Here is a 23365-nt window from a genome sequence, read left to right as displayed (position 1 = left end):
TGCTCACGACCAGAACGGACAACGCCGTGACCACATCCCCTTCATTTCCGCGGGTTCATATCGCCACAGACCACGCCGGTATGGAGCTCAGCGCCCACCTCGTACGCCACCTCACCTCCCAGGGGTATGACGTAGTGGATCACGGACCCAAGGTCTACGACGCACTCGACGATTACCCGTCCTTCTGCATCAATGCAGCCCTGGCTGTTGTTGCAGACCAGCAGGCGGGTGTCCACGCTCTCGGGATTGTCCTGGGCGGTTCCGGGAACGGTGAACAGATCGCGGCAAACAAGGTCAAGGGCGTGAGGGCCGCACTGGCCTGGAACCACTCCACCGCCACCCTGGCGCGCGAACACAATGACGCGAATGTCGTCGCAGTCGGTGGGCGCCAGCACAGCGTCGAGGAAGCCACCGCGCTCATTGAGGCATTCCTCAAGGAACCTTTCAGCAACGACGAACGGCACGTCCGCAGAATCTCGAAGATCGCGGCCTACGAGACCACCGGTGAGGTCATCGACTAGTGCCCGAGGGGCATTCGGTACACCGCCTCGCCCGGCAGTTTCGGGACATCTTCCTGGGAAAACAGCTCAGCGTCAGCAGCCCCCAGGGAAGGTTCTCCGCCGGTGCCAGGCTCCTGGACGGACACAGGCTCTCCGCTTCGCACGCTCACGGAAAGCATCTCTTCCTCGAGTTCAGCAATGGCCTTTTCCTGCACGTCCACCTGGGCCTGTACGGGGCCTGGAACTTTGGTGGAGATGATTCCTTCCGTGGCGCCTCCAGTATCGGTGCTCCCCGTACGGTGGGAGAGCAGGAAGTGTTCGACGACGACGCTCCCGTCATATATGCCGGCCCGCCGGAACCGGTAGGCGCCGTCAGGGTGCGGCTGGTGGACAGCCACGGCTGGGCCGACCTCAGGGGAGCCACAACGTGTGCCGTCATTACGGGGGAGGACCTCGCCGCTGTACTCAAGCGGCTGGGCCCTGACCCGCTGCGGAACCTGCCGGGGGACAAGGAAACCTTCATCCGTGGCGTGCTGGCCAGGCGAACCCCCATTGCGGCGTTACTCATGGACCAAAAGGTGATTGCCGGCGTCGGAAATGTCTACCGGGCGGAACTGCTCTTCAGAGGGCGGCTAAACCCTTGGCTGCCAGGGACGTCGCTGACGCCTGCCGCTGCTGCGGATTTGTGGGACGACGCCGTGTCGGTGATGTCCGACGGGGCCCGTGACGGGAGAATCATCACCACGCCTTCCGCGTACTGGTCCGCTGGGCCCAGTCTCCTGCCGGATCAGGAGGAGGCCCACTTCACGTACCGCCGCCAGGGCCTCGAGTGCCGGGTCTGCGGGACGCCCATAGCCATGACGGAACTCTCGGCCAGAAAACTCTATTGGTGCCCTGTCTGCCAACAAACCGGTTGAGGTAGCCTGTCAACGATGGCTCTCGACCCAGCCCTTCTCGACTGGCTGCTCGACGCCGACCCGGCGCTGCGGTGGCAGGTGGAGCGCGACCTTCTGGACGCACCTCCGGACGTTTGGCGGGCAACCCGGGCCCGGATCGCTACAGAGGGTTTCGGAGCGCGGCTGCTGGCGCTGCAGGATCCGGACGGCCAATGGGCCGGCGGGGCGTACTACCCCAAGGACTTCGACTTCAACGGGCCCGAGGCTGCTGAGGATGCAGGGCAGCCGTGGACCGCGACGACCTATGCGCTCAACACGCTCCGGGACTGGGGATTGGATGCCGGCGCTCTTGCCGGTACAGCCCGCTTGCTGGCGGCCAACAGCCGCTGGGAGTACGACAACCTCCCGTATTGGGGCGGCGAGGTGGACTGCTGCATTAATGCGTTCACACTTTCAAACGGCCTCTGGCTCGGGGCCGATGTCTCCGGGGTGGCCGAGTGGTTTCTCGACCACCGGATGGCCGACGGCGGCTGGAACTGCGAGTGGATGGAGGGCTCTACCCGCTCCTCCTTCCATTCCACGCTTAACTCGCTGAAGGGCCTGCTGGATTTTGAGGCCGTGACTGGCGGCAGCGATGCATATCGCGAGGCGCGTCGAGCCGGTGAGGAGTACTTGCTGGAGCGGCGGCTGCTTCGCACCCTGTCCACAGGTGAGTTCGTCGGCCCCTGGGTCACCATGTTTGCGTACCCGTTCCGCTGGTTCTACAGCGTGCTCAATGCCGCGGACTACTTTCGCTCGGCGGCGCTGCATGATGGCAAAGCACCCGATCCGCGGCTCGCAGAAGCCATGGAGGTGATCCGCGCAGCCCGCCGTCCCGACGGTACCTGGCTGCAGGAACGCCGTCATCCGGGCCGGGCGTGGTTCGAGGTCGACGTGCCTCCTGGCCAGCCGTCCAAGTGGCTCACTTTCTACGGCACCCGCGTACTTGCTTGGTGGGACGAGGAGAACAAAAAGAAACACCCTGGTCCGGGGACCAGGGTGTTGGCAACTGGAGGGGACGACGGGAATCGAACCCGCGTAATCAGTTTGGAAGACTGAGGCTTTACCATTAAGCTACGTCCCCGGGAAGGCGCAACAACAGCCTCTGTAGCTATTCTCGCAGATCTTTCCGGTGGCTTCTTCAAGCCGGATACAACTAAACCTAATTCATGCCCCAAGTGTCAAATGTGCATTCCTGGCCAAAATCCCCGTAGACTGTCCTGTGCACTAACGGGGTGTAGCTCAGCTTGGCTAGAGCGCCTGCTTTGGGAGCAGGAAGTCGCAGGTTCAAATCCTGTCACCCCGACTCTGCAGTCCCGGCCGACGGCCGGACAGGACCTTGAGTTCGCAGAACCCCATCCCACAAAAACCAGGAGTACTTAGACTGTGAAGAGCGCTGTCGAGAACCTCACCCCTACACGGGTCAAGCTCAATGTTGAGGTCCCTTTTGAGGAATTGAAGCCCAGCATCGAAGAGGCATACAAGACTGTCGCTTCGCAGATCCAGGTCCCCGGTTTCCGTAAGGGCAAGGTTCCGTCCAAGCTGATCGACCAGCGTGTTGGCCGCGGCTACGTGCTGGAGACTGCCATCAACGAAGGCCTCAACGGCTGGTACCAGGCTGCTGTTCAGGAGTCGGGAATCCGTCCGCTGAGCCGTCCCGAGGTTGAAATCACCGAGGTGCCGGACCCGTCCTCCACGGACGGCGAGCTGAAGTTCCACGCCGAGGTTGACGTTCGTCCTGAGGTTGAACTTCCGGACTACGCCGGCATCAAGGTTGAGGTTGCCGCCGCTGCTTCTTCGGAGGCCGACGTCGACAAGGCCCTTGACGAGCTTCGCGGCCGCTTCGGCACGCTCAAGCCTGTTGACCGCCCGGCCGCTGATGGTGACTTCCTCACCATCGACATCACAGCCACCATTGATGGCGCCGAAGTCGATTCCGCTTCCGGCCTTTCCTACCAGGTGGGAACCGGCACCATGCTCGAAGGCCTCGACGAGGCCGTCACCGGCCTGAGCGCCGATGAGGATGCCATTTTCGAAACGACCCTCGTTGGCGGTGACCACGCCGGTGAAGCCGCGCAGGTCAAGGTAGTAGTCAAGTCCGTCAAGGAGCGCGAGCTCCCCGAGGCCGACGACGACTTCGCCCAGCTTGCATCGGAGTTCGACACTCTTGCAGAGCTGCGTGAGGACCTGGCCAAGCAGGCAGCTGAGTCCAAGGTAGTGGAGCAGGGCGTAGAGGCCCGCGACAAGGTTCTGGACAAGCTGGTCGAGCTGGTTGAGGTTCCCGTTCCGGACTCCGTAGTTGAAGAGCAGCTCGAAGCCCACTTCAAGGCTGAGAACTCCCACGGCGAAGGCGATCACGACACCGAGGAGCACCGCGCCGAAGTAAAGGCCAACACCGAGCGGGCCTTCCAGAACGAGATCATCCTTGACGCCATTGCGGACAAGGAAGAAGTCGGCGTCAGCCAGAACGAGCTCATCGACTACATCGTGACCACTGCCAGCCAGTACGGCATGGACCCGAACCAGTTCGCCCAGATCATCGATCAGAGCGGCCAGGTCCCCATGATGGTTTCCGAGGTCCGCCGCCGGAAGGCCCTGGCCGTTGTGCTGGGCCAGGCAGAGGTAACCGACACTGACGGCAAGGCTGTTGACCTGAGCGACTTCGTGCGCCCCGGTACTGAAGAGGCACCTGCTGTAGAAGCTGAAGAGACTGAAGCGCCGGCAACCGAGGTTGCCGCGAGCGACGACCCGGCAGCCGTAAAGTTCTAAGCAATGTTGCAAGGCAGCCCCTGGATTCCTGATCCGGGGGCTGCCGCCTTTAACCACCGTTTTGACGCACGGAACCAACTGCGTGAGTACGATGCGCCGTCAGCGAACAGTGCGATTCCTGAGAACAAAACGTCCGTGAAAACGGTTAGTGTCCAAGTAGTGAAGTTCAGTGATGTCGTTCAGTGACGTCACCGTCACCAGCGAGAGGTAAGCACATATGTCACAGCAATCCGCGGCTCCGAGAATGGCCACTGTTGATCCGGCCGCCCAGGACAACTACATCTACAACCGACTGCTGAAAGAGCGCATCATCTGGCTCGGCTCCGAGGTCCGTGACGAGAACGCCAATGCGATCTGCTCGCAGCTGCTGCTTCTCTCGGCCGAGGATCCCGATAAGGACATCTACCTCTACATCAACTCTCCCGGCGGCTCCGTGACCGCCGGCATGGCTATCTACGACACCATGCAGTTCATCCCGAATGATGTTGTCACCGTGGCTACAGGCCTCGCGGCTTCGATGGGCCAGTTCCTCCTCTCCTCAGGTACCAAGGGCAAGCGCTACGCCACACCGAATGCCCGCATCCTGATGCACCAGCCTTCAGGCGGCATCGGCGGCACGGCCTCCGATATCAAGATCCAGGCGGAACTCATTCTGCACATGAAGAAGGTCATGGCCGAACTCACGGCAGAGCAGACGGGCCAGACAGTCGACACCATCCTCAAGGACAACGACCGCGACAAGTGGTTCACCGCCGTAGAGGCCCTGGAGTACGGCTTCTTCGACAGAATCTCCGCCCACGCCGGATCCGTTGCCGGTGGCGGCGGAACCGCCCAGAACTAACCGGCACAGACAGAACTGAATTCAGGAGCAATGGAAATGACTTACAACTTCGGATCGTCTGCCGGTAATTTGCCTACCAGCCGCTACGTACTGCCGCAGTTCGAAGAGCGCACCCCGTATGGCTTCAAGCGCCAGGATCCTTACACCAAACTGTTCGAGGACCGTATTATCTTCCTCGGCGTCCAGGTTGATGACGCTTCCGCCGACGACGTCATGGCGCAGCTGCTCGTACTCGAGTCCACCGACCCGGACCGCGACATCACGCTGTACATCAACTCGCCGGGTGGCTCCTTTACGGCCATGACGGCCATCTATGACACCATGCAGTACATCCGTCCCGAGATCCAGACCGTGTGCTTGGGGCAGGCCGCCAGCGCGGCAGCAGTGCTCCTCGCCGCGGGAACCCCGGGCAAGCGCCTCGCTCTGCCGAACGCCCGGGTCCTCATCCACCAGCCTGCCCTCTCCGGCGGGCAGGGCGGCCAGGCTTCGGACCTCGAAATCCAGGCCGCGGAGGTCATGCGGATGCGCTCCTGGCTTGAGGATACGCTCGCCCACCACTCAGGCCGGACGTCCGAGCAGGTCAACAATGACATCGAGCGCGACAAGATCCTCACCGCAGAGGAGGCCATGAATTACGGCCTTATCGACCAGGTCCTGGATTCACGCAAGATCAAGCCGCAGGCCATCACGCGGTAGCAATTCCACCCGACGCCGGTACGGTTCAGATTTTTTTGGCCCGTATCGGCGTTCGGTTTCCACCCTTCAGGCCCAATGTGACCTAGAGTGGATGTTGTCACGGCGGGGCTTGTCTCAGGCACGTCGGTAATTCCAACAACCGGTGCAAAGCTGCTTTCGCAGCAAGATACTAAGGGGTTTCCATATGGCTCGGATTGGCGAGAGCACCGATTTGCTGAAGTGTTCTTTCTGCGGAAAGAGCCAGAAGCAGGTGCGCAAGCTCATTGCCGGGCCCGGTGTGTATATCTGCGACGAATGTATTGAACTTTGCAACGAGATCATTGAGGAAGAACTTGCGGAAGTAGCTGATCTTGGCAGCTTCGAGCTTCCCAAGCCCCGCGAGATCTTCGACTTCCTGCAGGAATACGTCATCGGCCAGGAGCCGGCCAAGCGATCGCTGGCAGTGGCTGTCTACAACCACTACAAACGCATCCAGGCAGGGCACGCGCCCAAGAGCGGAAGCCTTGCCGAAGGCGTGCACCATGACGACGTCGAGATTTCCAAGTCCAACATCCTGCTGATCGGTCCCACCGGCTGCGGAAAAACCTACCTTGCGCAGACCCTTGCACGCCGGCTTAATGTTCCGTTCGCCGTCGCCGATGCCACGGCGCTGACTGAGGCCGGCTACGTTGGCGAGGACGTCGAGAACATCCTGCTCAAGCTGATCCAGGCAGCGGACTACGACGTCAAGAAGGCCGAGCAAGGCATCATCTACATTGACGAGATCGATAAGATCTCGCGGAAGAGCGAGAACCCGTCCATCACCCGTGACGTCTCCGGTGAAGGCGTGCAGCAGGCGCTCCTCAAGATCCTGGAAGGAACTGTCGCTTCAGTTCCTCCGCAGGGCGGACGCAAGCACCCGCACCAGGAGTTCATCCAGATAGACACGACGAACGTTCTGTTCATCGTCGCCGGCGCCTTTGCCGGGCTGGAGGAAATCATCGGTTCCCGCTCCGGGCGCAAGGGCATAGGATTTGGTGCCCCGCTGAACGAGGTCAAAAACAAAGTGGACTCCTACGGCGAAGTCATGCCTGAGGACCTGTTGAAGTTCGGACTTATCCCGGAGTTCATTGGCAGGCTCCCCGTCATCACCACTGTCTCCCACCTGGACCGTTCGGCGCTGATCCAGATCCTCTCCACCCCCAAGAACGCCCTCATCAAGCAGTACCAGAAGATGTTCCAGCTGGACGGCGTGGAGCTGGTGTTCGATGACGAGGCCCTGAACATCATCGCCGATCAAGCTTTGGAGCGGGGCACCGGAGCCCGCGGCCTGCGTGCCATCCTCGAGGAAGTCCTGCTTCCCGTGATGTTCGATCTTCCCAGCCGGGACGACATCGCCAGCGTTGTCATTACGGCCGACGTTGTTTCCAAGAAGGGCCAACCCACCATGATCGCCCATGACGTGGTGGCGAAACGGCGGAATAAATCCGCCTAAGCCTTCGCTGTGCTGAGCGTGCGCCTGTATCGCGCCATGCCCTGACGCCTTTTCGAGGAGATTCACTGTGCCTGAAACCATTGCCAGTAAAGCCGACTTCTGGTTTGACCCCGTCTGCCCCTTCGCCTGGATCACGTCCCGGTGGATCGGTGAGGTGGAGGAAGTCCGCAACATCGCGACTGAATGGCACGTCATGAGCCTGGCCGTCCTGAACGAGGGCCGCGATCTTGACGCCGGCTACCGCGAACTGATGGACAAGGCGTGGGGCCCGGTCCGCGTCATCATTGCCGCCAGCGAGCAGCATGGGGCTCAGGTCATCAAGCCGTTGTATGACGCAATGGGCACCTTGATCCACGACGGCGGCGAGAAGGACTACGGGCTCGTGATCACCAAAGCACTGGCAGAATGCGGCCTCCCGCCAGCTCTTGCCGATGCTGGCGCTTCGGATGACTTCGATTCCCAATTGCGTGCAAGTCACGAAGCCGGAATCTCCCTCGTTGGCCAGGACGTCGGCACCCCTGTTGTTGCCTTCAACGGCACCGCATTCTTTGGCCCGGTCCTGACGCGGATACCGCGGAGTGAGGAAGCCGGCCGGCTATGGGACGCAACGGTCACTCTTGCATCGTTCCCGCACTTCTTTGAGCTCAAGCGGAGCCGGACGGAACGCCCCGAGTTCGACTGAAGCTGACCCAAGGGCACCGGGAAAACTACCCTGTTGTAGTTCTCCCGGTGCCCTTGCTTATCCCGGAACGTGGGACAACAATAGGTTTACCCACTTCGAAAGAAGCGGGACGTAAGAACCAAAGATTCAGTGACATGCATCTGACGCAGCCTTCGGCAAAGTCAGAAGCAGACTACCAGTGACGGGGTAGGAAGACCTGAAAATCCGAGGATCTTGCCAGACTGTCAAAGACGTCACCAGACAGCCGAAAAGTCGAAGCCCCACCAACGGCAAAACGCTGATGGGGCTTCCCCTTTGCCCAGAATTAGCTTCTGGAAGCTCCTAGGCCTTCTGCACCTCTTCAGCGGGAGCCAACTCCACGGCACTCACAGTCAGTTCACCGTTCGCGGCTTTGAGGGTCAGTTCCCGGGCATTGGAGGCAGCTTTCAGGTCGCCAAGGCCGGCCCTCAGTTGCGCTGTCAGCCGCTCGGATGCGGTGATCGTTGCGGAAAGAACCTCTGTGCGCTGTTTGACCTTGGCCTCGGACTTGGCCTTGCGGATTCCACTCAGTGCCGTGCCCACAGTTGCGAGCATGGTGGTGTCGCCGTCGGAGATTTCCAAAGCGGAGGGCCAGGCTGCGCGGTGAACTGAACCTGAGCGCCACCAGCTCCACACTTCTTCGGTTGCGAAGGGCAGGAAGGGTGCGAACAGGCGCAGCAGCGTATCCAGGGAGGTAGCGAGGGCAGCAAGAACTGATGCCTGTTCGGTAGGCCCTGACGCACCGTAGGCCCTGTCCTTAATGAGCTCCACGTAATCATCCGTGAACTGCCAGAAGAAGCTCTCGGTAATCTGCAGGGCGCGCGCGTAGTCGTAGTTCTCAAAAGCCTTGGTGGCCTGCTGCACCACGTCCGAAAGCTGCGCGAGTACTGCCCGGTCCAAGGGGTTGGTCAGGGCTCCCGACGCGGGTGCTTTTTCCGTGTTGGGCAGACCAACCCCGGGGTTGGTCAGCACTGACAGGTCGCCGGAAACCACGGAGTTTTCGGTTGCGCCAAGGTTGAGGACAAACTTGGAGGCGTTCAGCAGTTTGATCGCAAGCCTGCGGCCGATCTTCATCTGTGCGATCTCGTAGGCCGTATCCGCTCCCAGCTTGGCCGACGTAGCCCAGTACCTGACAGCGTCGGAGCCGAACTCTTCCAGGATGTCGGTAGGAACCACGACGTTGCCCTTGGACTTGGACATCTTCTTCCGCTCCGGGTCCAGGATCCAGCCGGAGATGGCAGCGTGCTTCCAGGGTGCGGTGTTCTGCAGGGCATCGGCACGGACGGCGGATGAAAAGAGCCAGGTCCGGATGATGTCGTGGCCCTGGGGGCGGAGATCGAAGGGGAAGACCTTGGCAAAGAGTTCCTCGTCCCGGCTCCAGCCGCCCACGATCTGCGGCGTCAGGCAGGACGTCGCCCAGGTGTCCAGGATGTCTGCGTCTCCAGTGAAGCCACCCGGGACGTCGCGCTGGGCTTCTTCGTAACCGGGTGCCGCATCGGCTGCCGGGTCCACGGGCAGCTGCTCGTCAGCCGGAAGGATCGGCGCGTCATACTGCGGGTTGCCGTCGGCATCCAGCGGGTACCAGACGGGAATGGGTACGCCGAAGAAGCGCTGACGGGAAACCAGCCAGTCTCCGTTCAGCCCGGAGATCCAGTTCTCGTAACGTGAGCGCATGAAAGCGGGGTGGAATTCGATCTCATGGCCGCGGGCGATGAGGCGTTCGCGGCGGTCCTCGTCGCGTCCGCCGTTGCGGATGTACCACTGGCGGGAGGTCACCACTTCGAGGGGCTTGTCGCCCTTTTCGTAGAAGTTCACCGGGTGCATGATCTTCTTCGGCTCGCCGTCGAGCAGGTCAGCCTCGGAAAGGAGTTTCACTACCGATTCCTTGGCGCTGAACACCGTCTTGCCGGAGATGGCTTCAAATGCTTCACGTCCGGCTTCTGTGGTGATCCATTCCGGCGTCTCACCGATGATCCGGCCGTCCCGGCCAACAATGGCGCGGGTGGGCAGCTGCAGCTCCCGCCACCAGGTGACGTCGGTCAGGTCACCAAAGGTGCAGACCATGGCAATGCCAGAACCCTTGTCCGCTCTGGCGAGGTGATGGGCCTTGACCTCCACCTCCACTCCGAACAGGGGAGAGGTGACCTTCTTGCCGAACAGCGGCTGGTAGCGCTCGTCGTCGGGGTTTGCCACCAGCGCGGCACACGCGGCCAGAAGTTCCGGACGCGTGGTCTCGATGTAGATCTTTTCGCCGTCTTCGGTGAAGAACGGGTAGCGGTAGTACGCGCCGGCCACCTCGCGGTCTTCCAGCTCAGCCTGTGCCACAGCAGTGCGGAAGGTCACGTCCCACAGAGTAGGAGCCTCGGCCATGTAGGCGTCACCGGCAGTCAGGTTGGCCAGGAAAGCACGCTGGGAGACGGCGCGGGAGTTGTCGTCAATGGTCCGGTAGGTGAGGTTCCAGTCGACGGACAGCCCCAGGGTCTGGAAGAGGTTCTCGAAGACTTTCTCGTCCTCAACGGCCAGTTCCTCACACAGCTCAATGAAGTTCCGGCGCGAGACGACGTCGAAATCGCGCTGGTTCTTGGCTGGCACGGCCGGCGGCCGGTAGTCGGCGTTATAGGGAATGGCAGGATCGCAGCGCACGCCATAGAAGTTCTGCACGCGGCGTTCCGTGGGCAAGCCGTTGTCGTCCCAGCCCATGGGGTAAAAGACGTTCTTGCCGGACATCCGCTGATAGCGTGCCAGCGCGTCTGTCTGCGTGTACGAGAACATGTGGCCCACGTGAAGGGATCCTGATGCCGTCGGCGGGGGAGTGTCTATGGAATAGACCTGTTCGCGCGTTGTCTGCGGATCGAACTTGTACGTACCTTCGTTCAGCCAGCGCTGCGTGAGGGCAGCTTCCAGCCCTTCCAGCACGGGTTTGTCGGGAACGTTAATAGGGGCAGTGGTGGGCGTGTCTGTACCCTGATTTGCTTGAGCCATGGAGCAATTGTTTCACGGTCTCTTCCATGGCCCGCACGGGAGCTGGTCATACTCGAATCGCGGAGCGCGCAATCCCGCTAGGGTGGTGCCATGACTGAGGAGACACCGAACAAGACGGCAGTTGTTACCGGGGCAAGCACAGGGATAGGCGAGGCTACGGTCCGTGCGCTGCGAAAGGAGGGCTGGAACGTTTTCGCGGTAGCCCGCCGGGAGGAAAGGCTGGCCTCATTGGCAGCTGAGACTGGCGCCGTCGGTGTCCCGGCAGATATTACCCAGGACGCCGACGTCGCACGGCTGCTGGCTGAGGTCACTGAGGCCGGAGGCGCGGACACACTGGTCAATATCGCCGGCGGTGCCCGCGGCACCGACAAGGTCGGGGAGGCAAAGACAGAAGACTGGACCTGGATGTTCGAAGTCAATGTCCTGGGAACCATGAAACTTACACGCGCCTTCCTGCCCATGCTCCGGGCCAACGGCAAAGGCACAGTGCTGAACCTCACATCCACCGCCGGGCTGGTCGCCTATGAGGGCGGTGCGGGCTACAACGCCGCGAAGTTCGGCCAGCACGCCCTGACCGGGGCCCTCAGGCTGGAAGAGGCAGAGCACAACATCCGGGTCATCGAAATTGCGCCTGGGATGGTCCAGACAGAGGAATTTTCCCTCAACCGCCTCGGTGGAGACCGCACCGCCGCCGAAAGTGTCTATCAGGGCGTCGAGAACCCGTTGACCGCCGAAGACGTGGCCGACGTCGTCCGGTATGCAGTCACGGCCCCCCACCATGTGAACCTGGACCAGATCGTGGTCCGGCCTGTAGCGCAGGCGGCAAATCACAAAGTCATCCGCAAGAGTCCGTAATCCTGGGGGATATAGTCCTCCGGGACCACATTTCGGGAACCAGCGGTCAGTCGACCGCCGGGACCCGTAGGGTGGCGATGATGGCGGCGTGATCAGACCCGGGGACGGGGTGAACTGAATAGTGGGAACTTTGCACCTGCGGGCTCGTCACCACGTGGTCGATCGCGATTCCCGGCAGCCGGAGACCTTCCATTGGCCAGGTCGGGAGCAATCGGGAACCAGTGGCCGTTCCCACGTCCACCATCTTCGCGTCAGTGGGTCCGCGGTCGAGCAGTTGCCTGAACTCCGAGTGGTCATAGGTGGCGTTGAAGTCCCCGATCAGCAACTGACTTCCGGAACGGTCTCCCAGCCGCCCAACCGCCCGCAGATCGCTGCGCCACTGCTTAACCCGGACATCCACCGGAGGCAGCGCATGAACGTTCGTTGTCTCAAGCACCGCGGTCCGTCCTTCCTTGTGGACAGTCACACGGACGGTGGGCATGTGGAACGGGCTGTCAGGGACCACACCCATAGGCTCCAGAGCATGCACCGAGTAAACGGCGCTTCCGCCCGCGTCGTTGGTGGGATGACTGATCCTGTTCGGGAGCAGCATTCCCATGCCATCGGCAGCAAGGCGGTTCTCCAAGGCCTGCGTGTGTTCCTGGATCGTCAGCAGTCCAACACCGTTCTCCCTCACCAGCCGCACTATTTCCCGGGCGTCTGCCTCTCCAAACTCTGAGTTGATGTTCATGACTCTGAGTTCCGTCGCTGGTGCCGAAGGCCCTGGCACGTGCCGGCCCGCGTCCAGAGGGAACAGCCAGAACAGCTGCACAGCGAGCAGCCCCCCGGCTATAACGATTGCCCAGGCTTTCCTGCCCAGAACAGCCAAAACAGCCGCAGCGGCTGCGGGTAACACCAGCCAAGGTGTGAAGGACAGCAACTGGACCACTGGTGTAGGCCATTCAGCAGGGATGGCGCGGAAGACCGACAGTACCGCGACAGGCAGGCTCACCAGGATGGCAAGGAACCGGGCAGCAAAGCGAAAGCCGGACGGCGGGGAGGCAGCCAGCTCGACGGTGGGCAGTGTCATAGGCACGAGTCTAGGGATGATTGCCTCGCCACCACCTCACCCGCCCGGCGGAATTCCGGTTAGCAGGGCCCCGGCGGGAACCGTTAGACTTGCTGCAACAGCTTTGACCCGGCAATCACCGGCGAGCTTCCGGAAGAACGCCTTCACCGAACGTCATGCGCGGAGAGGGTCAGTAGAGCCGGACGGGTAAGCCCGTTACAGCAGTAATGAGCGGCCGACGCCGGTCAGCTCCTCCACGGGGGAGCCAGACGGCGGAGGTAAGTGAGGTGGTACCGCGGTGCCGGGCTACGTTGGAAAGTATCGCAGGACAGCGAGACTGGACAACCGGTCAGGAGCCGTCCTCGCATCCTGAATGAATCCACTTATTCACCAGCTCAACCCAGGATGTCGAAATGACCCATTACCCCAAGGCCTCGGCCGCACCCACCGGTGCAGCTTCCCCTACCTCAGGTGTCTCCGCCTCCGTGAAGTTCCCGGAAATTGAAGAGCGGATCCTGAAGTACTGGGACCAGGACGGGACATTCCAGGCGAGCATTGACCAGCGCCCTTCGGATCTCCCGGGAGGCGCCCCAGGCAGCAACGAGTTCGTCTTTTACGACGGCCCGCCCTTCGCTAACGGCCTGCCTCACTACGGCCACCTGCTGACCGGCTACGCCAAGGACCTGGTGGGCCGTTACCAGACCCAGCGCGGGAAGCGCGTGGAGCGCCGTTTCGGCTGGGACACCCATGGGCTTCCCGCCGAGCTCGAAGCCATGAAGCAACTGGGTATGACCGACAAGACCCAGATCGAAGCCATGGGCATCGATAAATTCAACGACGCCTGCCGGGCCTCGGTAATGAAGTACGCCGATGAGTGGAAGAACTACGTCACCCGCCAGGCCCGCTGGGTGGACTTTGAAAACGACTACAAGACGCTCAACGTCGAATACATGGAGTCTGTGCTCTGGGCGTTCAAGCAGCTCCACGAAAAAGGCCTCACCTATAACGGTTACAGGGTGCTGCCGTATTGCTGGAAGGACGAGACACCGCTCTCCAACCACGAACTGCGTATGGACGACGACGTCTACAAGAACCGCCAGGACCAGACCGTCACCGTGACGTTCCCCATCAAGGCCGGCGCATCGGAACTGTCGCGGCGCCTTGAAGGGGTACAGGCGCTCGCCTGGACCACCACCCCGTGGACGCTGCCCACCAACCTGGCCCTCGCCGTCGGGCCATCCATCACTTATGCCGTTCTTCCGGCCGGTCCCAACGGGGTTAAGGCCGCCTCCCCGGAAGCTCCCGTGACCGGAAGTTTCCTTCTCGCCGCCGATCTTCTGGGCATGTACGCAAAGGACCTTGGATACGGCGACGGTACGGCGGGTGTTGAGGCTGCCCAGGCTGCGGTGACGGCAACTGTCACGGGTGCTGAGCTTGACGGCCTTCAGTACCAGCCGCTCTGGAACGACTTCAGCGACGCCGAAAAATTCGGCACGGAGAATGCCTGGCGGTTCCTGGTGGCCGACTACGTCACCACGACGGACGGCACGGGCATCGTCCACCAGGCCCCGGCCTACGGCGAAGATGACCAGAAGGTCTGTGAAGAGGCCGGCATTCCAGTGGTGCTGTCCGTGGATGAGGGTGCCAAATTCCTGCCGCTGTTTTCGCATGGAGACCTTCACGACATCGTGGGGCTGCAGGTGTTCGACGCCAACAAGCCCATCACGCAGGTGCTCCGGGCGCAGGGCCGCCTGGTCCGCCAGGCCAGCTATGAGCACAGCTACCCGCACTGCTGGCGCTGCCGCAACCCCCTGATCTACCGCGCCGTGTCCTCCTGGTACGTGGAAGTCACCAAATTCAAAGACCGCATGTCCGAGCTCAACCAGGAAATCAACTGGATCCCGGGCAACGTCAAGGACGGGCAGTTCGGCAAGTGGCTGGAAAATGCCCGCGACTGGTCCATCAGCCGGAACCGCTACTGGGGCAGCCCCATCCCGGTGTGGCAGTCAAGTGACCCCGAGTTCCCGCGGACAGACGTCTACGGCTCCCTGGCTGAAATCGAGGCCGATTTTGGCCGGCTGCCACTGAACAAGGACGGCCAGATTGACCTGCACCGGCCCTTCATCGACGAGCTGACCAGGCCCAACCCGGACGACCCCCGCACCCCTGAAGAGGGCCAGTCCGTCATGCGCCGTGTCGAGGACGTCCTGGATGTCTGGTTCGACTCCGGTTCCATGCCCTACGGCCAGGTCCACTACCCGTTCCAAAACGAGGAATGGTTCGACACCCACAACCCCGCAGATTTCATCGTGGAGTACATCGGGCAGACCCGCGGCTGGTTCTACATGCTGCACATCCTGTCCACGGCACTGTTTGACCGCCCGGCTTTCCGGAACGTCATCAGCCATGGCATCGTGCTGGGCTCTGACGGGCAGAAGATGTCCAAGAGCCTGCGGAACTACCCCGACGTGTCCGAGGTTCTGGACCGCGACGGCTCTGATGCGATGCGCTGGTTCCTGATGTCCAGCCCCATCCTGCGCGGTGGCAACCTTGTGGTAACCGAACAGGGAATCCGCGAGGGCGTCCGTCAGGTCATCCTGCCGCTCTGGAACGTGTACAGCTTCTTCACGCTGTACACGAACGCTTCCAACGTAGTTGACGGTACAGCCGGCGGCTACGAAGCCAAGCTCCGCTACGACGGCTACTCCGACACCCTTGACCAGTACCTAATGGCCAACACCGGTGACCTGGTGCGGAATATGACCGTGCGGCTGGACAGCTACGACATCTCGGGCGCCTGCGATGAACTCCGCAGCTACCTGGATATGCTCACCAACTGGTACGTCCGCCGCAGCCGTCAACGCTTCTTCGACGAGAATGTGGATGCCTTCGACGCGCTCTACACCGCGCTTGAGGCTGTTTGCCGCGTCTCAGCATCCTTGCTGCCGCTCGTGTCCGAGGAAATCTGGCGCGGACTGACAGGCGGGCGCTCCGTGCACCTGGCCGACTGGCCGGACGCAGGGCTGTTCCCCGCAAATGCGGGCCTCGTCGAGGCCATGAACCGCGTGCAGCAGATCTGCTCCACGGGCTCGTCCCTGCGAAAGGCAGCGAACCTCCGTGTCCGCCTGCCGCTGCAGGAACTGACTGTGGTGGCACCCGGCGCGGATGCGCTGGAAGGTTTCGCCGCCGTCGTCGCCGATGAACTGAACCTGCGCTCAGTGCGGTTGCTCGACGCCGCCAGCGCCTCGCCGGAGGAGTTCGGCATCGAGCAGAAGCTCGTGGTCAACGCCCGGGCCGCGGGTCCGCGTCTTGGGAAAAACGTCCAGCAGGCCATCAAGGGCTCAAAGTCCGGAGACTGGTCGGTAGACGAAGCCGGGGTTGTTACTGCCGGTGGGCTGGAACTTGAGCCGCAGGAGTACACACTCGAGACGGTCGTGGCGGAATCCGCAGCAGGCACTGGCTCCCGGGCAGCCGGGGTTCTGCCAGAAGGCGGATTCGTGGTCCTCAATACCGAAGTCACGCCAGAACTGGAGGCCGAGGGACTTGCACGCGACATGGTCCGCGCCATCCAGCAGGCACGCAAGGATGCCGGACTGAATGTCAGTGACCGTATCCGGACCACTGTCACCGCCGCGCAGGGCGTAGTTGACTCCCTGCTGGCGAATGCGGATCTGGTCAAGACCGAGACGCTGACTGTTGATCTCGTCGCCGCTCCCGCTGATTCAGCTGAACCGCGAATTTCCGTCGAAAAAATAGGGGCCTGAGTAATGACTGACGAATTTTCCGTGGAGAGTGTCTACGCCGAACTGTTGGGCCGTGCCCCCGAAAACAAAATGGAGCCGCGGCTTGCTCCCTTGTTCCGCGCGATGGAAATCCTGGGGGAGCCCAACAAGGCTTTCCCGATCATCCACATCACCGGTACCAACGGAAAGACGTCCACCGCCCGGATGATCGAGGCCGGCCTGCGTGCCCATGGCCTCAGCACCGGCCGCTACACAAGTCCGCACCTTTCCAAGGTGACGGAAAGGATCAGCATTGACGGGTCCCCGGTACCGGATGAGACCTTTGTGCGGATCTGGGACGAGATCAGGCCCTACCTGGAGATAGTGGACGAAGAGCTCGTCGCTGAAGGGCAGCCCCGGCTGACCTACTTCGAATGCCTCACCATCCTTGGCTTCGCCGTTTTTGCCGACCAGCCGGTCAATGTTGCGGTCATGGAAGTCGGCCTGGGTGGCATTACCGACGCGACGAATGTGGGCGACGGTCAGGTCGCCGTCATCACCCCGATCTCGCTGGACCACACGGACCTTCTCGGTGACACCACCGAGGACATCGCCTACGAGAAGGCGGGCATCATCAAGCGCGGCGGATTCCTGATCAGCGCAGCCCAGCCAGTGGACGCCGCACAGGTGCTGCTGGAAAAGGCGAAGGAAGTCCAGGTTCCCTTCCGCTTTGAGGGCGTTGAGTTCGGTGTAGCGTCCCGCACCGTTGCTGTCGGTGGCCAGGTTGTCACCATCCAGGGACTCGGTGGGCGTTACGAGGACCTGCTGTTGCCGCTGCACGGCGCACATCAGGCAGAGAACGCCGCAGTGGCAGTGGCAGCGCTCGAAGCATTCCTCGGCGGAGGGGAGAAAGAGCTCGACGCCGAAATCCTCCAGGAGGCCTTTGCATCCGTAACCTCGCCCGGCCGCCTGGAAGTGGTGCGGACTGCGCCCACCATCATCGTGGACGCCGCCCATAATCCGGAAGGAATCCGGGTCTCCGCCGAAGCCATCCATGAAGCCTTTACCCTGACCAAGCTCGTGGTGGTGGTCGGAGTGCTCAAGGAAAAGGATGCCGAGGAGATTCTCCGCCAACTCAAAGAGTCGCTCGGAGACCTCGCCGCTGAATACTGCTTTACGCAGTCCAACTCGCCCCGGGCGGTCCCGGCAGAAGACCTCGAAGAGCTGGCTCTGGACCTGGGGTTCGGCGAGGACAACGTCCACGTCGCCGCCCAGTTGGACGACGCCCTCGAATGGGCCGTGGAGCGCGCCGAGTCCAATGACGACCTCTCTGGCGGCGTCCTCGTGACAGGCTCCATCACCCTGGTCGCAGAAGCCCGCATCCTGCTGGGGAAGACGGAGGTATAAGCGATGGCCAGGCTTACCAAGGCCCAGCGTGAATGGCAGCCGGGCATGCCTAAAAAACGCCGCTCCACCAAAGTGATGTTCGCCTCGACAGTCCTGCTGCTTGAGGGCTTCGTGGCATTCTTCGCCACCCTGGCGGTATTTGGCCTGAGGCGCGGGGAGATTTCTCCCGTGCTCATTCTTTCGGTTGGCATCGCGCTAAGTCTCGTCCTGGTTTTCACGTGCGCCGTGCTGTCCAAACCCTGGGGCGTAGGCGTGGGCTGGGCCCTGCAGCTCGTGCTGATCCTTACCGGGCTCGTGGAACCCATGATGTTCCTTGTTGGCGGGCTGTTCGCACTTGCCTGGTGGTACGGCATCCGCACAGGTATCCGGCTGGATTCCGAGGCCGCGCAGCGGGAGCGCGAACAGGCCGAATGGGAGGCCTCGCATCCCATCGGGAGCGAGCCCGAAGCCGGCAGCGAAACCCCGTAGACTTACCGGGAACCCCACAACCACTACCTTGGAGCAACTGTGAGCGTTGAGCGCACCCTCGTTTTGATCAAGCCCGACGGCGTCGTCCGTAACCTGAGCGGCATCATCCTGAGCCGGATTGAGGCCAAGGGCTACACCCTGGCCGAGCTGAAAAAGGTCAACGCCAGCAGGGATCTGCTCGAGCAGCACTATGCCGAGCACGCCGGCAAGCCTTTCTATGAGCCCCTCGTGGAGTTCATGCTCAGCGGCCCGGTCGTGGCTGCCATCTTCGAAGGCCACAAAGTGATCGAGGGCTTCCGCTCACTGGCGGGCACCACGGATCCCACCACCGCTGCCCCCGGAACCATCCGCGGCGACTTCGGCCGTGACTGGGGCCTGAAGGTCCAGCAGAACCTGGTCCACGGCTCCGATTCTGTCGACTCGGCCGAACGCGAGATCGGCATCTGGTTCCCGTAGGCACGCCCACATCCCTGCACGAGATGACAGATAAGGCCAATGTTCCTGAGGAACATTGGCCTTATCTGTCATCTGGGCGGCTTGGAGGGCAGCCTGGTTACATACTGCCGTTGCCAACAAACATGTTGAGGAACGCAAAGAAGATTGAGGCGATCACGGCTACGTACAGGAGGGCCGTGATGATCCAGCCATAATCGCCGAGTGTCTTTGCCAGACCGGCGGGAACGGGAATGACTTTGTGGCTGACGTTGCGAACCGTCACCCAGACGAACAGCGGAATCATTGCGGCCCAGACAACCATGCAGAAGGGGCACAGGACGTGGATGTCGTAAAGCGCCTGAGACCAGAGCCAGATCACGAAGATGAAGCCCAAGGTCACCCCGGTCTGAAGGCCCAGCCAATACCACCGGCCGAACGTAGCCCCGGCAAGCAGCCCCATGCCAGTGGTGATAATGATGGCGAACGCCACGATCCCAATAAACATGTTGGGGAATCCGAACACAGAGCTTTGCCACGTCTGCATGACCTGACCACAGGAAATCCACGGGTTGACGTCGCAGACAGTGGTGTAGTTGGCGTCTTTGAGCGTTTCGAGTTTCTCGAGCACCAGGATTCCGGATGCTATCCAGCCGATGACGCCCGTCGTGACCAGGAGCCAGGCGAACGGGCGGGCCCGGGTCATCGGAGGCAACCCCTGCTCCTCGAGGGTTCCGGCGGAGTCGGTGAAACCCTGTGCAGGCGCAGCGCCGCCAGTGGTCTTGGAGATGCTGGGCATGAGCTTGATGCGTCCTTTGTGTTAAGTGGTCTTTGCCCGATTGTAACGCCGGACTCTGGGTGTGCGGTGTGGCGGCGGTGTACCGGTGTGATAGTCCAGCCAGAGTCGCCCACACCATGGCCCCTGTTGTGCGCGTCCCCGGTGAAAAGACTTCTCGTGTGAGAGAATGAACGTGGCTGGAAGACGAACCACATTCTGATTCCGGTCCGGTGACTTGTTTCCCAAGACCGCCAATGAAGAGCAGGGCACGCCGGGGATCCTTCGATCACGGCCTATCCCGCAATGCCATTGGACGGCACCTGGTTGTGGCTGGTAGAACAACGGGTTTTCAGAACAATTTCGCCGGCCCTCCAGGGCTGCCGCACCCCACTGCCGGTGCGAACCTGAGGGTATTCAATTGACTTCTGTCAACGCCTGCGGGTTTTGACAATATGTGCCCCAATGGGTGCCGAATGTGGCGGTACGTCAGGGGCAGGAGTATCGCCACATATGGATAAAGACCAAGTTGTAGCCGTTAACGTCGAAGCTGCGGAAGCACCCGAAGCGCCAAAGAAGGCCACCCGGACCCGCCGCAAGGCCATCCCCAAGACCCAGGCCGTCACCGCAGAAGGCATCCCCATTGATCCCGACGCGACCGCCACGGACACGGATGAAGCAGCGGCACCGGAAAAGGCTGCCCCCGCCAAACGGAGCCGTGCACGCAAACCTGTTGAGTCCGCCGTCGCCGAGGAACCATCAGTTGCCGGAGAAGCAGCCGTCGCCGACGAACCTGCAGTGACAGACTCCGCACTGGAAGACGCCCCGAAGAAGAAGCCTGTACGTCGGCGCGCCAGCCGCGCGAAAGCAACTGTAGCCGAGGTGGAAGACGAAACCACCGAGACCGCACCGGAGCCTGAAGAAGCACCAACTGACGCTGTCCAATCGGCCGGTGCTGCTGTTACTGCACCCGGACAGGAAACCGAAGCTGCCGAGGAACGCCCGGAAGGCCAGGAAGCTGTGGCCGATGAGCAGCCTAAGGCTGAGACCTCCGCGGTGGGCTCCTTGTTCCTCGAACCCGGCTCGGTAACCTCCATGATTTTCCAGGCACCCGATCTCAGTACGGTTGTCAGGCCGGTCCCGGCACACGTTGTCGAGGATGACGATGAAACCGAGAACATCTCCGACGAGGGCGAGCTGGACGAATCCGGCAACCGTCGCCGTCGCCGGAGCCGCGGCCGTCGTGCCCGCAGCCGCGGAACCGAGCGTGAGGCCGGAGACGAAACCGAGGACTCCGAGGGTGACGCCGGTGAAGCGGAAGCTGACGAGCAGGGAACTGCAGGTTTGGGCGACGGCGTTACATCGCGCCGCCGTCGTCGTCGCCGCCGTGGTGACCAGGACATCGAACTTACCGGTGGGGGAGACGACGATCCCCCCAACACCGTAACCAGGGTCCGCGCACCCCGGGCCGTCACCGAGGCGCCGGTGAGCAACCGCGTCACAAGTGTCAAGGGGTCCACCCGCCTTGAGGCGAAGAAGCAGCGCCGGCGGGAGTCCCGCGACACGGGCCGCCGTCGCACGGTCATCACTGAAGCTGAATTCCTGGCACGCCGTGAATCCGTTGACCGGCAGATGATCGTCCGCCAGCGCGATGACAGAATCCAGATTGCGGTTCTTGAAGACGGCGTCCTGGCCGAGCACTTCGTGTCCAAGACCCAGCAGGATTCACTGATCGGCAACGTCTACCTGGGCAAGGTCCAGAACGTGTTGCCGTCCATGGAGGCTGCCTTCGTCGACATTGGCCGCGGCCGCAATGCCGTGCTGTACGCCGGCGAGGTCAACTGGGATGTTGCTAGCCTGGAAGGCAAGCAGCGCCGCATCGAGAACGCCCTCAAATCAGGCGACTCCGTGCTCGTCCAGGTCACCAAGGACCCCGTAGGGCACAAGGGCGCACGCCTGACCAGCCAGATTTCCCTGCCGGGCCGCTACCTGGTCTACGTGCCGGGCGGCTCCATGACCGGAATCTCCCGCAAGCTTCCCGACGTCGAACGGAACCGGCTCAAGCGGATCCTCAAGGACCGCCTGCCCGAAGATGCGGGCGTCATTGTGCGCACTGCAGCCGAGGGTGCTTCCGAAGAGGAACTGACGCACGACATCAACCGCCTCCGCGCGCAGTGGGAAGGCATCGAAAGCCAGGCTACCTCCACGAAGGTCCTGGCACCGGAACTGCTTTACGGCGAACCCGACCTCACCATCAAGGTTGTCCGCGATGTCTTCAACGAGGACTTCTCCAAGCTGATCGTCTCCGGCGAGGAAGCCTGGGACACCATCGAGGCCTACGTAACCTACGTGGCGCCGGACCTCGTTGGCCGCCTGGAAAAGTGGACCAAGGACCAGGACATTTTTTCGGCCTGGCGCATCGATGAGCAGATCCACAAGGCACTGGACCGCAAGGTCTTCCTGCCGTCAGGTGGCTCCCTGGTGATCGACCGTACCGAGGCGATGACTGTAGTCGACGTCAATACGGGCAAGTTCACCGGCAGCGGCGGAAACCTCGAAGAAACCGTCACCAAGAACAACCTGGAAGCTGCCGAGGAAGTAGTGCGCCAACTGCGCCTGCGGGACATCGGCGGCATCATCGTGATCGACTTCATCGACATGGTCCTGGAGTCCAACAGGGACCTGGTACTCCGCCGCATGGTTGAGTGCCTGGGCCGGGACCGGACCAAGCACCAGGTGGCTGAAGTTACCTCCCTCGGCCTGGTCCAGATGACACGCAAGCGTATGGGTACCGGCCTCCTTGAGGTCTTCGGTGAGCAGTGCGAACACTGCGCCGGCCGCGGCGTTGTCACCCATGACGAGCCAGTGGAGCACCGCCGGGCCAACACCGTTGCCGCGGAGCACTACGTGCCGCGCGCCGAAGTGCAGCCTGCTGCGCGGACTGAGCGCAAGAGGCGTCGCGGCAAGGGCGGGCAGGCCATGGGAGAGCCGCTGACCCTTCCGGCACCCGTTCACGCCGAACCCACCGACGCCGAGCGTCACGCCAAGGCCGAAGCAACCCGGGCAGCGTTGGCCAACATCGCCGCCGCAGCCCACGCCGCCCACCTTCATGACGACGACGTTCAGGCCGCCCGTGCCAGCGCACCAGCTGCAGAACGGGAAGCTGTCCACGCAGAACCCGCTGCCCAGGCACCGTCCCGCTCCCGCGAAACTTCACGCCCGCAGGCCACAGAGCCTGTTCCGGCAGGGTCCGACGCCGGGCGCACCGGCCAGGGCGACGATACGTCAGGCGGACGTCCCGCCGCTGTCCTTACCTTCGGTGGTGACCGAGTGGTTCTTCCGTTCGTGGACCACGCTGGTGAAGCGTCAACAGGGACACCCGAGCTGACCCTGGATCTGCTGGCCGAGGCCTTCGCCCACCTCGGTGAGCAGAGCGATCAGCCACAGGAGAGTGAGGAAACCCCGAAGCCTCCCGCTGCGCCGGTCACTGCCCCCGGGGTCCACGCCGCTCCGATCGCAGCAGGATCGTCCTCAAGGCGCGGACGCCGTAACCGCAGCGCCAGCCGTGCGCAGGGAGCTGCGAACGAGACCGTCATCGAGCAGAACCAGGATGCGCCAGGCGCCACCGGCTCCACTCATGCGGCCAAGGCTCCGGCAGCGCCAGCCAAGCCGGCGACCACAGCAGACGAGCCCATCATCCTCGGTGTGGGAGTGCCTGCCTCAGAGTTGTGAGTGTGAGTTACCCCAAGGGGAACTGGAGC

General features: G+C 62.2%; 17 protein-coding genes and 2 tRNA genes. 15 read left to right on the top strand and 4 right to left on the bottom strand.

What is annotated here, in order from left to right:
• Positions 1–26: 26 nt before the first annotated feature.
• The 3 genes from RIN13_RS00555 to RIN13_RS00545 are packed head-to-tail and all read left to right on the top strand — an operon-like array spanning position 27 to position 2494.
• Positions 27–521 (top strand): ribose-5-phosphate isomerase, encoded by a 495-nt coding sequence (locus RIN13_RS00555; RefSeq protein ID WP_309105384.1) that lies wholly within the window; start codon positions 27–29, stop codon positions 519–521.
• Positions 521–1417, top strand: coding sequence for a DNA-formamidopyrimidine glycosylase family protein (locus RIN13_RS00550; RefSeq protein ID WP_309105383.1), 897 nt, complete (start codon positions 521–523; stop codon positions 1415–1417). Before RIN13_RS00555 ends, RIN13_RS00550 begins: the two co-directional genes overlap by 1 nt.
• Positions 1418–1432: 15 nt before the next feature.
• Positions 1433–2494 carry a squalene cyclase gene (locus RIN13_RS00545; RefSeq protein WP_309105496.1) on the top strand — a complete coding sequence of 354 codons (1062 nt, stop codon included), beginning with the start codon at positions 1433–1435 and terminating at the stop codon, positions 2492–2494.
• Here the strand turns inward: RIN13_RS00545 and RIN13_RS00540 are convergent.
• A tRNA-Gly gene (locus RIN13_RS00540) sits at positions 2446–2519 on the bottom strand. The genes RIN13_RS00545 and RIN13_RS00540 overlap by 49 nt on opposite strands.
• Positions 2520–2666: 147 nt before the next feature.
• On the opposite strand from RIN13_RS00540, the gene RIN13_RS00535 reads away from it, so the two are divergent.
• From RIN13_RS00535 to RIN13_RS00510, 6 genes are all read left to right on the top strand, one after another.
• A tRNA-Pro gene (locus RIN13_RS00535) sits at positions 2667–2741 on the top strand.
• A gap of 80 nt (positions 2742–2821) precedes the next feature.
• Complete coding sequence (gene tig, locus RIN13_RS00530) at positions 2822–4204, top strand: trigger factor (RefSeq protein WP_309105382.1); 1383 nt, start codon at positions 2822–2824, stop codon at positions 4202–4204.
• 244 nt (positions 4205–4448) lie between these two features.
• Positions 4449–5045 (top strand): ATP-dependent Clp protease proteolytic subunit, encoded by a 597-nt coding sequence (locus RIN13_RS00525; protein ID WP_309105495.1) that lies wholly within the window; start codon positions 4449–4451, stop codon positions 5043–5045.
• 36 nt (positions 5046–5081) lie between these two features.
• The gene (locus tag RIN13_RS00520) at positions 5082–5741 is read left to right on the top strand and encodes an ATP-dependent Clp protease proteolytic subunit (RefSeq protein ID WP_066291976.1); all 660 of its coding nucleotides are present in this window, start codon (positions 5082–5084) and stop codon (positions 5739–5741) included.
• Positions 5742–5925: 184 nt separating this feature from the next.
• On the top strand, positions 5926–7215 hold the full coding sequence (gene clpX, locus RIN13_RS00515; RefSeq protein ID WP_309105381.1) for an ATP-dependent Clp protease ATP-binding subunit ClpX: 1290 nt from the start codon (positions 5926–5928) through the stop codon (positions 7213–7215).
• A 67-nt stretch (positions 7216–7282) separates the two neighbouring features.
• On the top strand, positions 7283–7897 hold the full coding sequence (locus RIN13_RS00510) for a disulfide bond formation protein DsbA (protein ID WP_309105380.1): 615 nt from the start codon (positions 7283–7285) through the stop codon (positions 7895–7897).
• A gap of 321 nt (positions 7898–8218) precedes the next feature.
• Here RIN13_RS00510 and valS read toward each other — a convergent pair whose 3' ends face one another.
• Complete coding sequence (gene valS, locus RIN13_RS00505) at positions 8219–10897, bottom strand: valine--tRNA ligase (RefSeq protein WP_309105379.1); 2679 nt, start codon at positions 10895–10897, stop codon at positions 8219–8221.
• A gap of 90 nt (positions 10898–10987) precedes the next feature.
• Here valS and RIN13_RS00500 point away from each other — a divergent pair, with 90 nt between their 5' ends.
• A complete protein-coding gene (locus RIN13_RS00500) occupies positions 10988–11752 on the top strand; it encodes an SDR family oxidoreductase (protein ID WP_309105378.1) in 765 nt (254 codons plus the stop codon).
• A gap of 46 nt (positions 11753–11798) precedes the next feature.
• Here RIN13_RS00500 and RIN13_RS00495 read toward each other — a convergent pair whose 3' ends face one another.
• Positions 11799–12821: an endonuclease/exonuclease/phosphatase family protein gene (locus RIN13_RS00495; RefSeq protein WP_309105377.1), complete on the bottom strand. Its 1023-nt coding sequence runs from the start codon at positions 12819–12821 to the stop codon at positions 11799–11801.
• 392 nt (positions 12822–13213) lie between these two features.
• Here RIN13_RS00495 and ileS point away from each other — a divergent pair, with 392 nt between their 5' ends.
• From ileS to ndk, 4 genes are read left to right on the top strand one after another with little or no spacing between them, the layout of a single operon-like run.
• On the top strand, positions 13214–16564 hold the full coding sequence (ileS, locus tag RIN13_RS00490; protein ID WP_309105376.1) for an isoleucine--tRNA ligase: 3351 nt from the start codon (positions 13214–13216) through the stop codon (positions 16562–16564).
• Between the two features lie 3 nt (positions 16565–16567).
• On the top strand, positions 16568–17929 hold the full coding sequence (locus RIN13_RS00485) for a glutamate ligase domain-containing protein (RefSeq protein ID WP_309105375.1): 1362 nt from the start codon (positions 16568–16570) through the stop codon (positions 17927–17929).
• Positions 17930–17932: 3 nt separating this feature from the next.
• On the top strand, positions 17933–18397 hold the full coding sequence (locus RIN13_RS00480; RefSeq protein WP_309105374.1) for a DUF4233 domain-containing protein: 465 nt from the start codon (positions 17933–17935) through the stop codon (positions 18395–18397).
• Between the two features lie 39 nt (positions 18398–18436).
• On the top strand, positions 18437–18853 hold the full coding sequence (ndk, locus tag RIN13_RS00475) for a nucleoside-diphosphate kinase (RefSeq protein ID WP_309105373.1): 417 nt from the start codon (positions 18437–18439) through the stop codon (positions 18851–18853).
• 97 nt (positions 18854–18950) lie between these two features.
• On the opposite strand, the gene RIN13_RS00470 is transcribed toward ndk, so the two are convergent.
• Positions 18951–19628 carry a vitamin K epoxide reductase family protein gene (locus RIN13_RS00470; protein WP_309105372.1) on the bottom strand — a complete coding sequence of 226 codons (678 nt, stop codon included), beginning with the start codon at positions 19626–19628 and terminating at the stop codon, positions 18951–18953.
• A 489-nt stretch (positions 19629–20117) separates the two neighbouring features.
• Here RIN13_RS00470 and RIN13_RS00465 point away from each other — a divergent pair, with 489 nt between their 5' ends.
• Complete coding sequence (locus RIN13_RS00465) at positions 20118–23336, top strand: Rne/Rng family ribonuclease (protein ID WP_309105371.1); 3219 nt, start codon at positions 20118–20120, stop codon at positions 23334–23336.
• Positions 23337–23365: the final 29 nt, after the last annotated feature.

It is taken from the genome of Arthrobacter sp. (genome assembly GCF_031179985.1).
GTDB lineage: Bacteria > Actinomycetota > Actinomycetes > Actinomycetales > Micrococcaceae > Arthrobacter.
The sequence above is the reverse complement of the archived record's forward strand: the minus strand, read 5'-3'. Positions and strand labels throughout refer to the sequence as shown.

Bases quoted from the DNA above. Each gene is read 5' to 3' on its own strand.
- RIN13_RS00470 (WP_309105372.1), bottom strand. From the start codon at position 19,628: ATGCCCAGCATCTCCAAGACCACTGGCGGCGCTGCGCCTGCACAGGGT.
- RIN13_RS00495 (WP_309105377.1), bottom strand. From the start codon at position 12,821: ATGACACTGCCCACCGTCGAGCTGGCTGCCTCCCCGCCGTCCGGCTTT.
- RIN13_RS00520 (WP_066291976.1), top strand. From the start codon at position 5,082: ATGACTTACAACTTCGGATCGTCTGCCGGTAATTTGCCTACCAGCCGC.
- clpX (WP_309105381.1), top strand. From the start codon at position 5,926: ATGGCTCGGATTGGCGAGAGCACCGATTTGCTGAAGTGTTCTTTCTGC.
- RIN13_RS00485 (WP_309105375.1), top strand. From the start codon at position 16,568: ATGACTGACGAATTTTCCGTGGAGAGTGTCTACGCCGAACTGTTGGGC.
- RIN13_RS00465 (WP_309105371.1), top strand. From the start codon at position 20,118: ATGGATAAAGACCAAGTTGTAGCCGTTAACGTCGAAGCTGCGGAAGCA.
- RIN13_RS00480 (WP_309105374.1), top strand. From the start codon at position 17,933: ATGGCCAGGCTTACCAAGGCCCAGCGTGAATGGCAGCCGGGCATGCCT.
- RIN13_RS00545 (WP_309105496.1), top strand. From the start codon at position 1,433: ATGGCTCTCGACCCAGCCCTTCTCGACTGGCTGCTCGACGCCGACCCG.
- RIN13_RS00500 (WP_309105378.1), top strand. From the start codon at position 10,988: ATGACTGAGGAGACACCGAACAAGACGGCAGTTGTTACCGGGGCAAGC.
- valS (WP_309105379.1), bottom strand. From the start codon at position 10,897: ATGGCTCAAGCAAATCAGGGTACAGACACGCCCACCACTGCCCCTATT.
- RIN13_RS00525 (WP_309105495.1), top strand. From the start codon at position 4,449: ATGGCCACTGTTGATCCGGCCGCCCAGGACAACTACATCTACAACCGA.
- ileS (WP_309105376.1), top strand. From the start codon at position 13,214: ATGACCCATTACCCCAAGGCCTCGGCCGCACCCACCGGTGCAGCTTCC.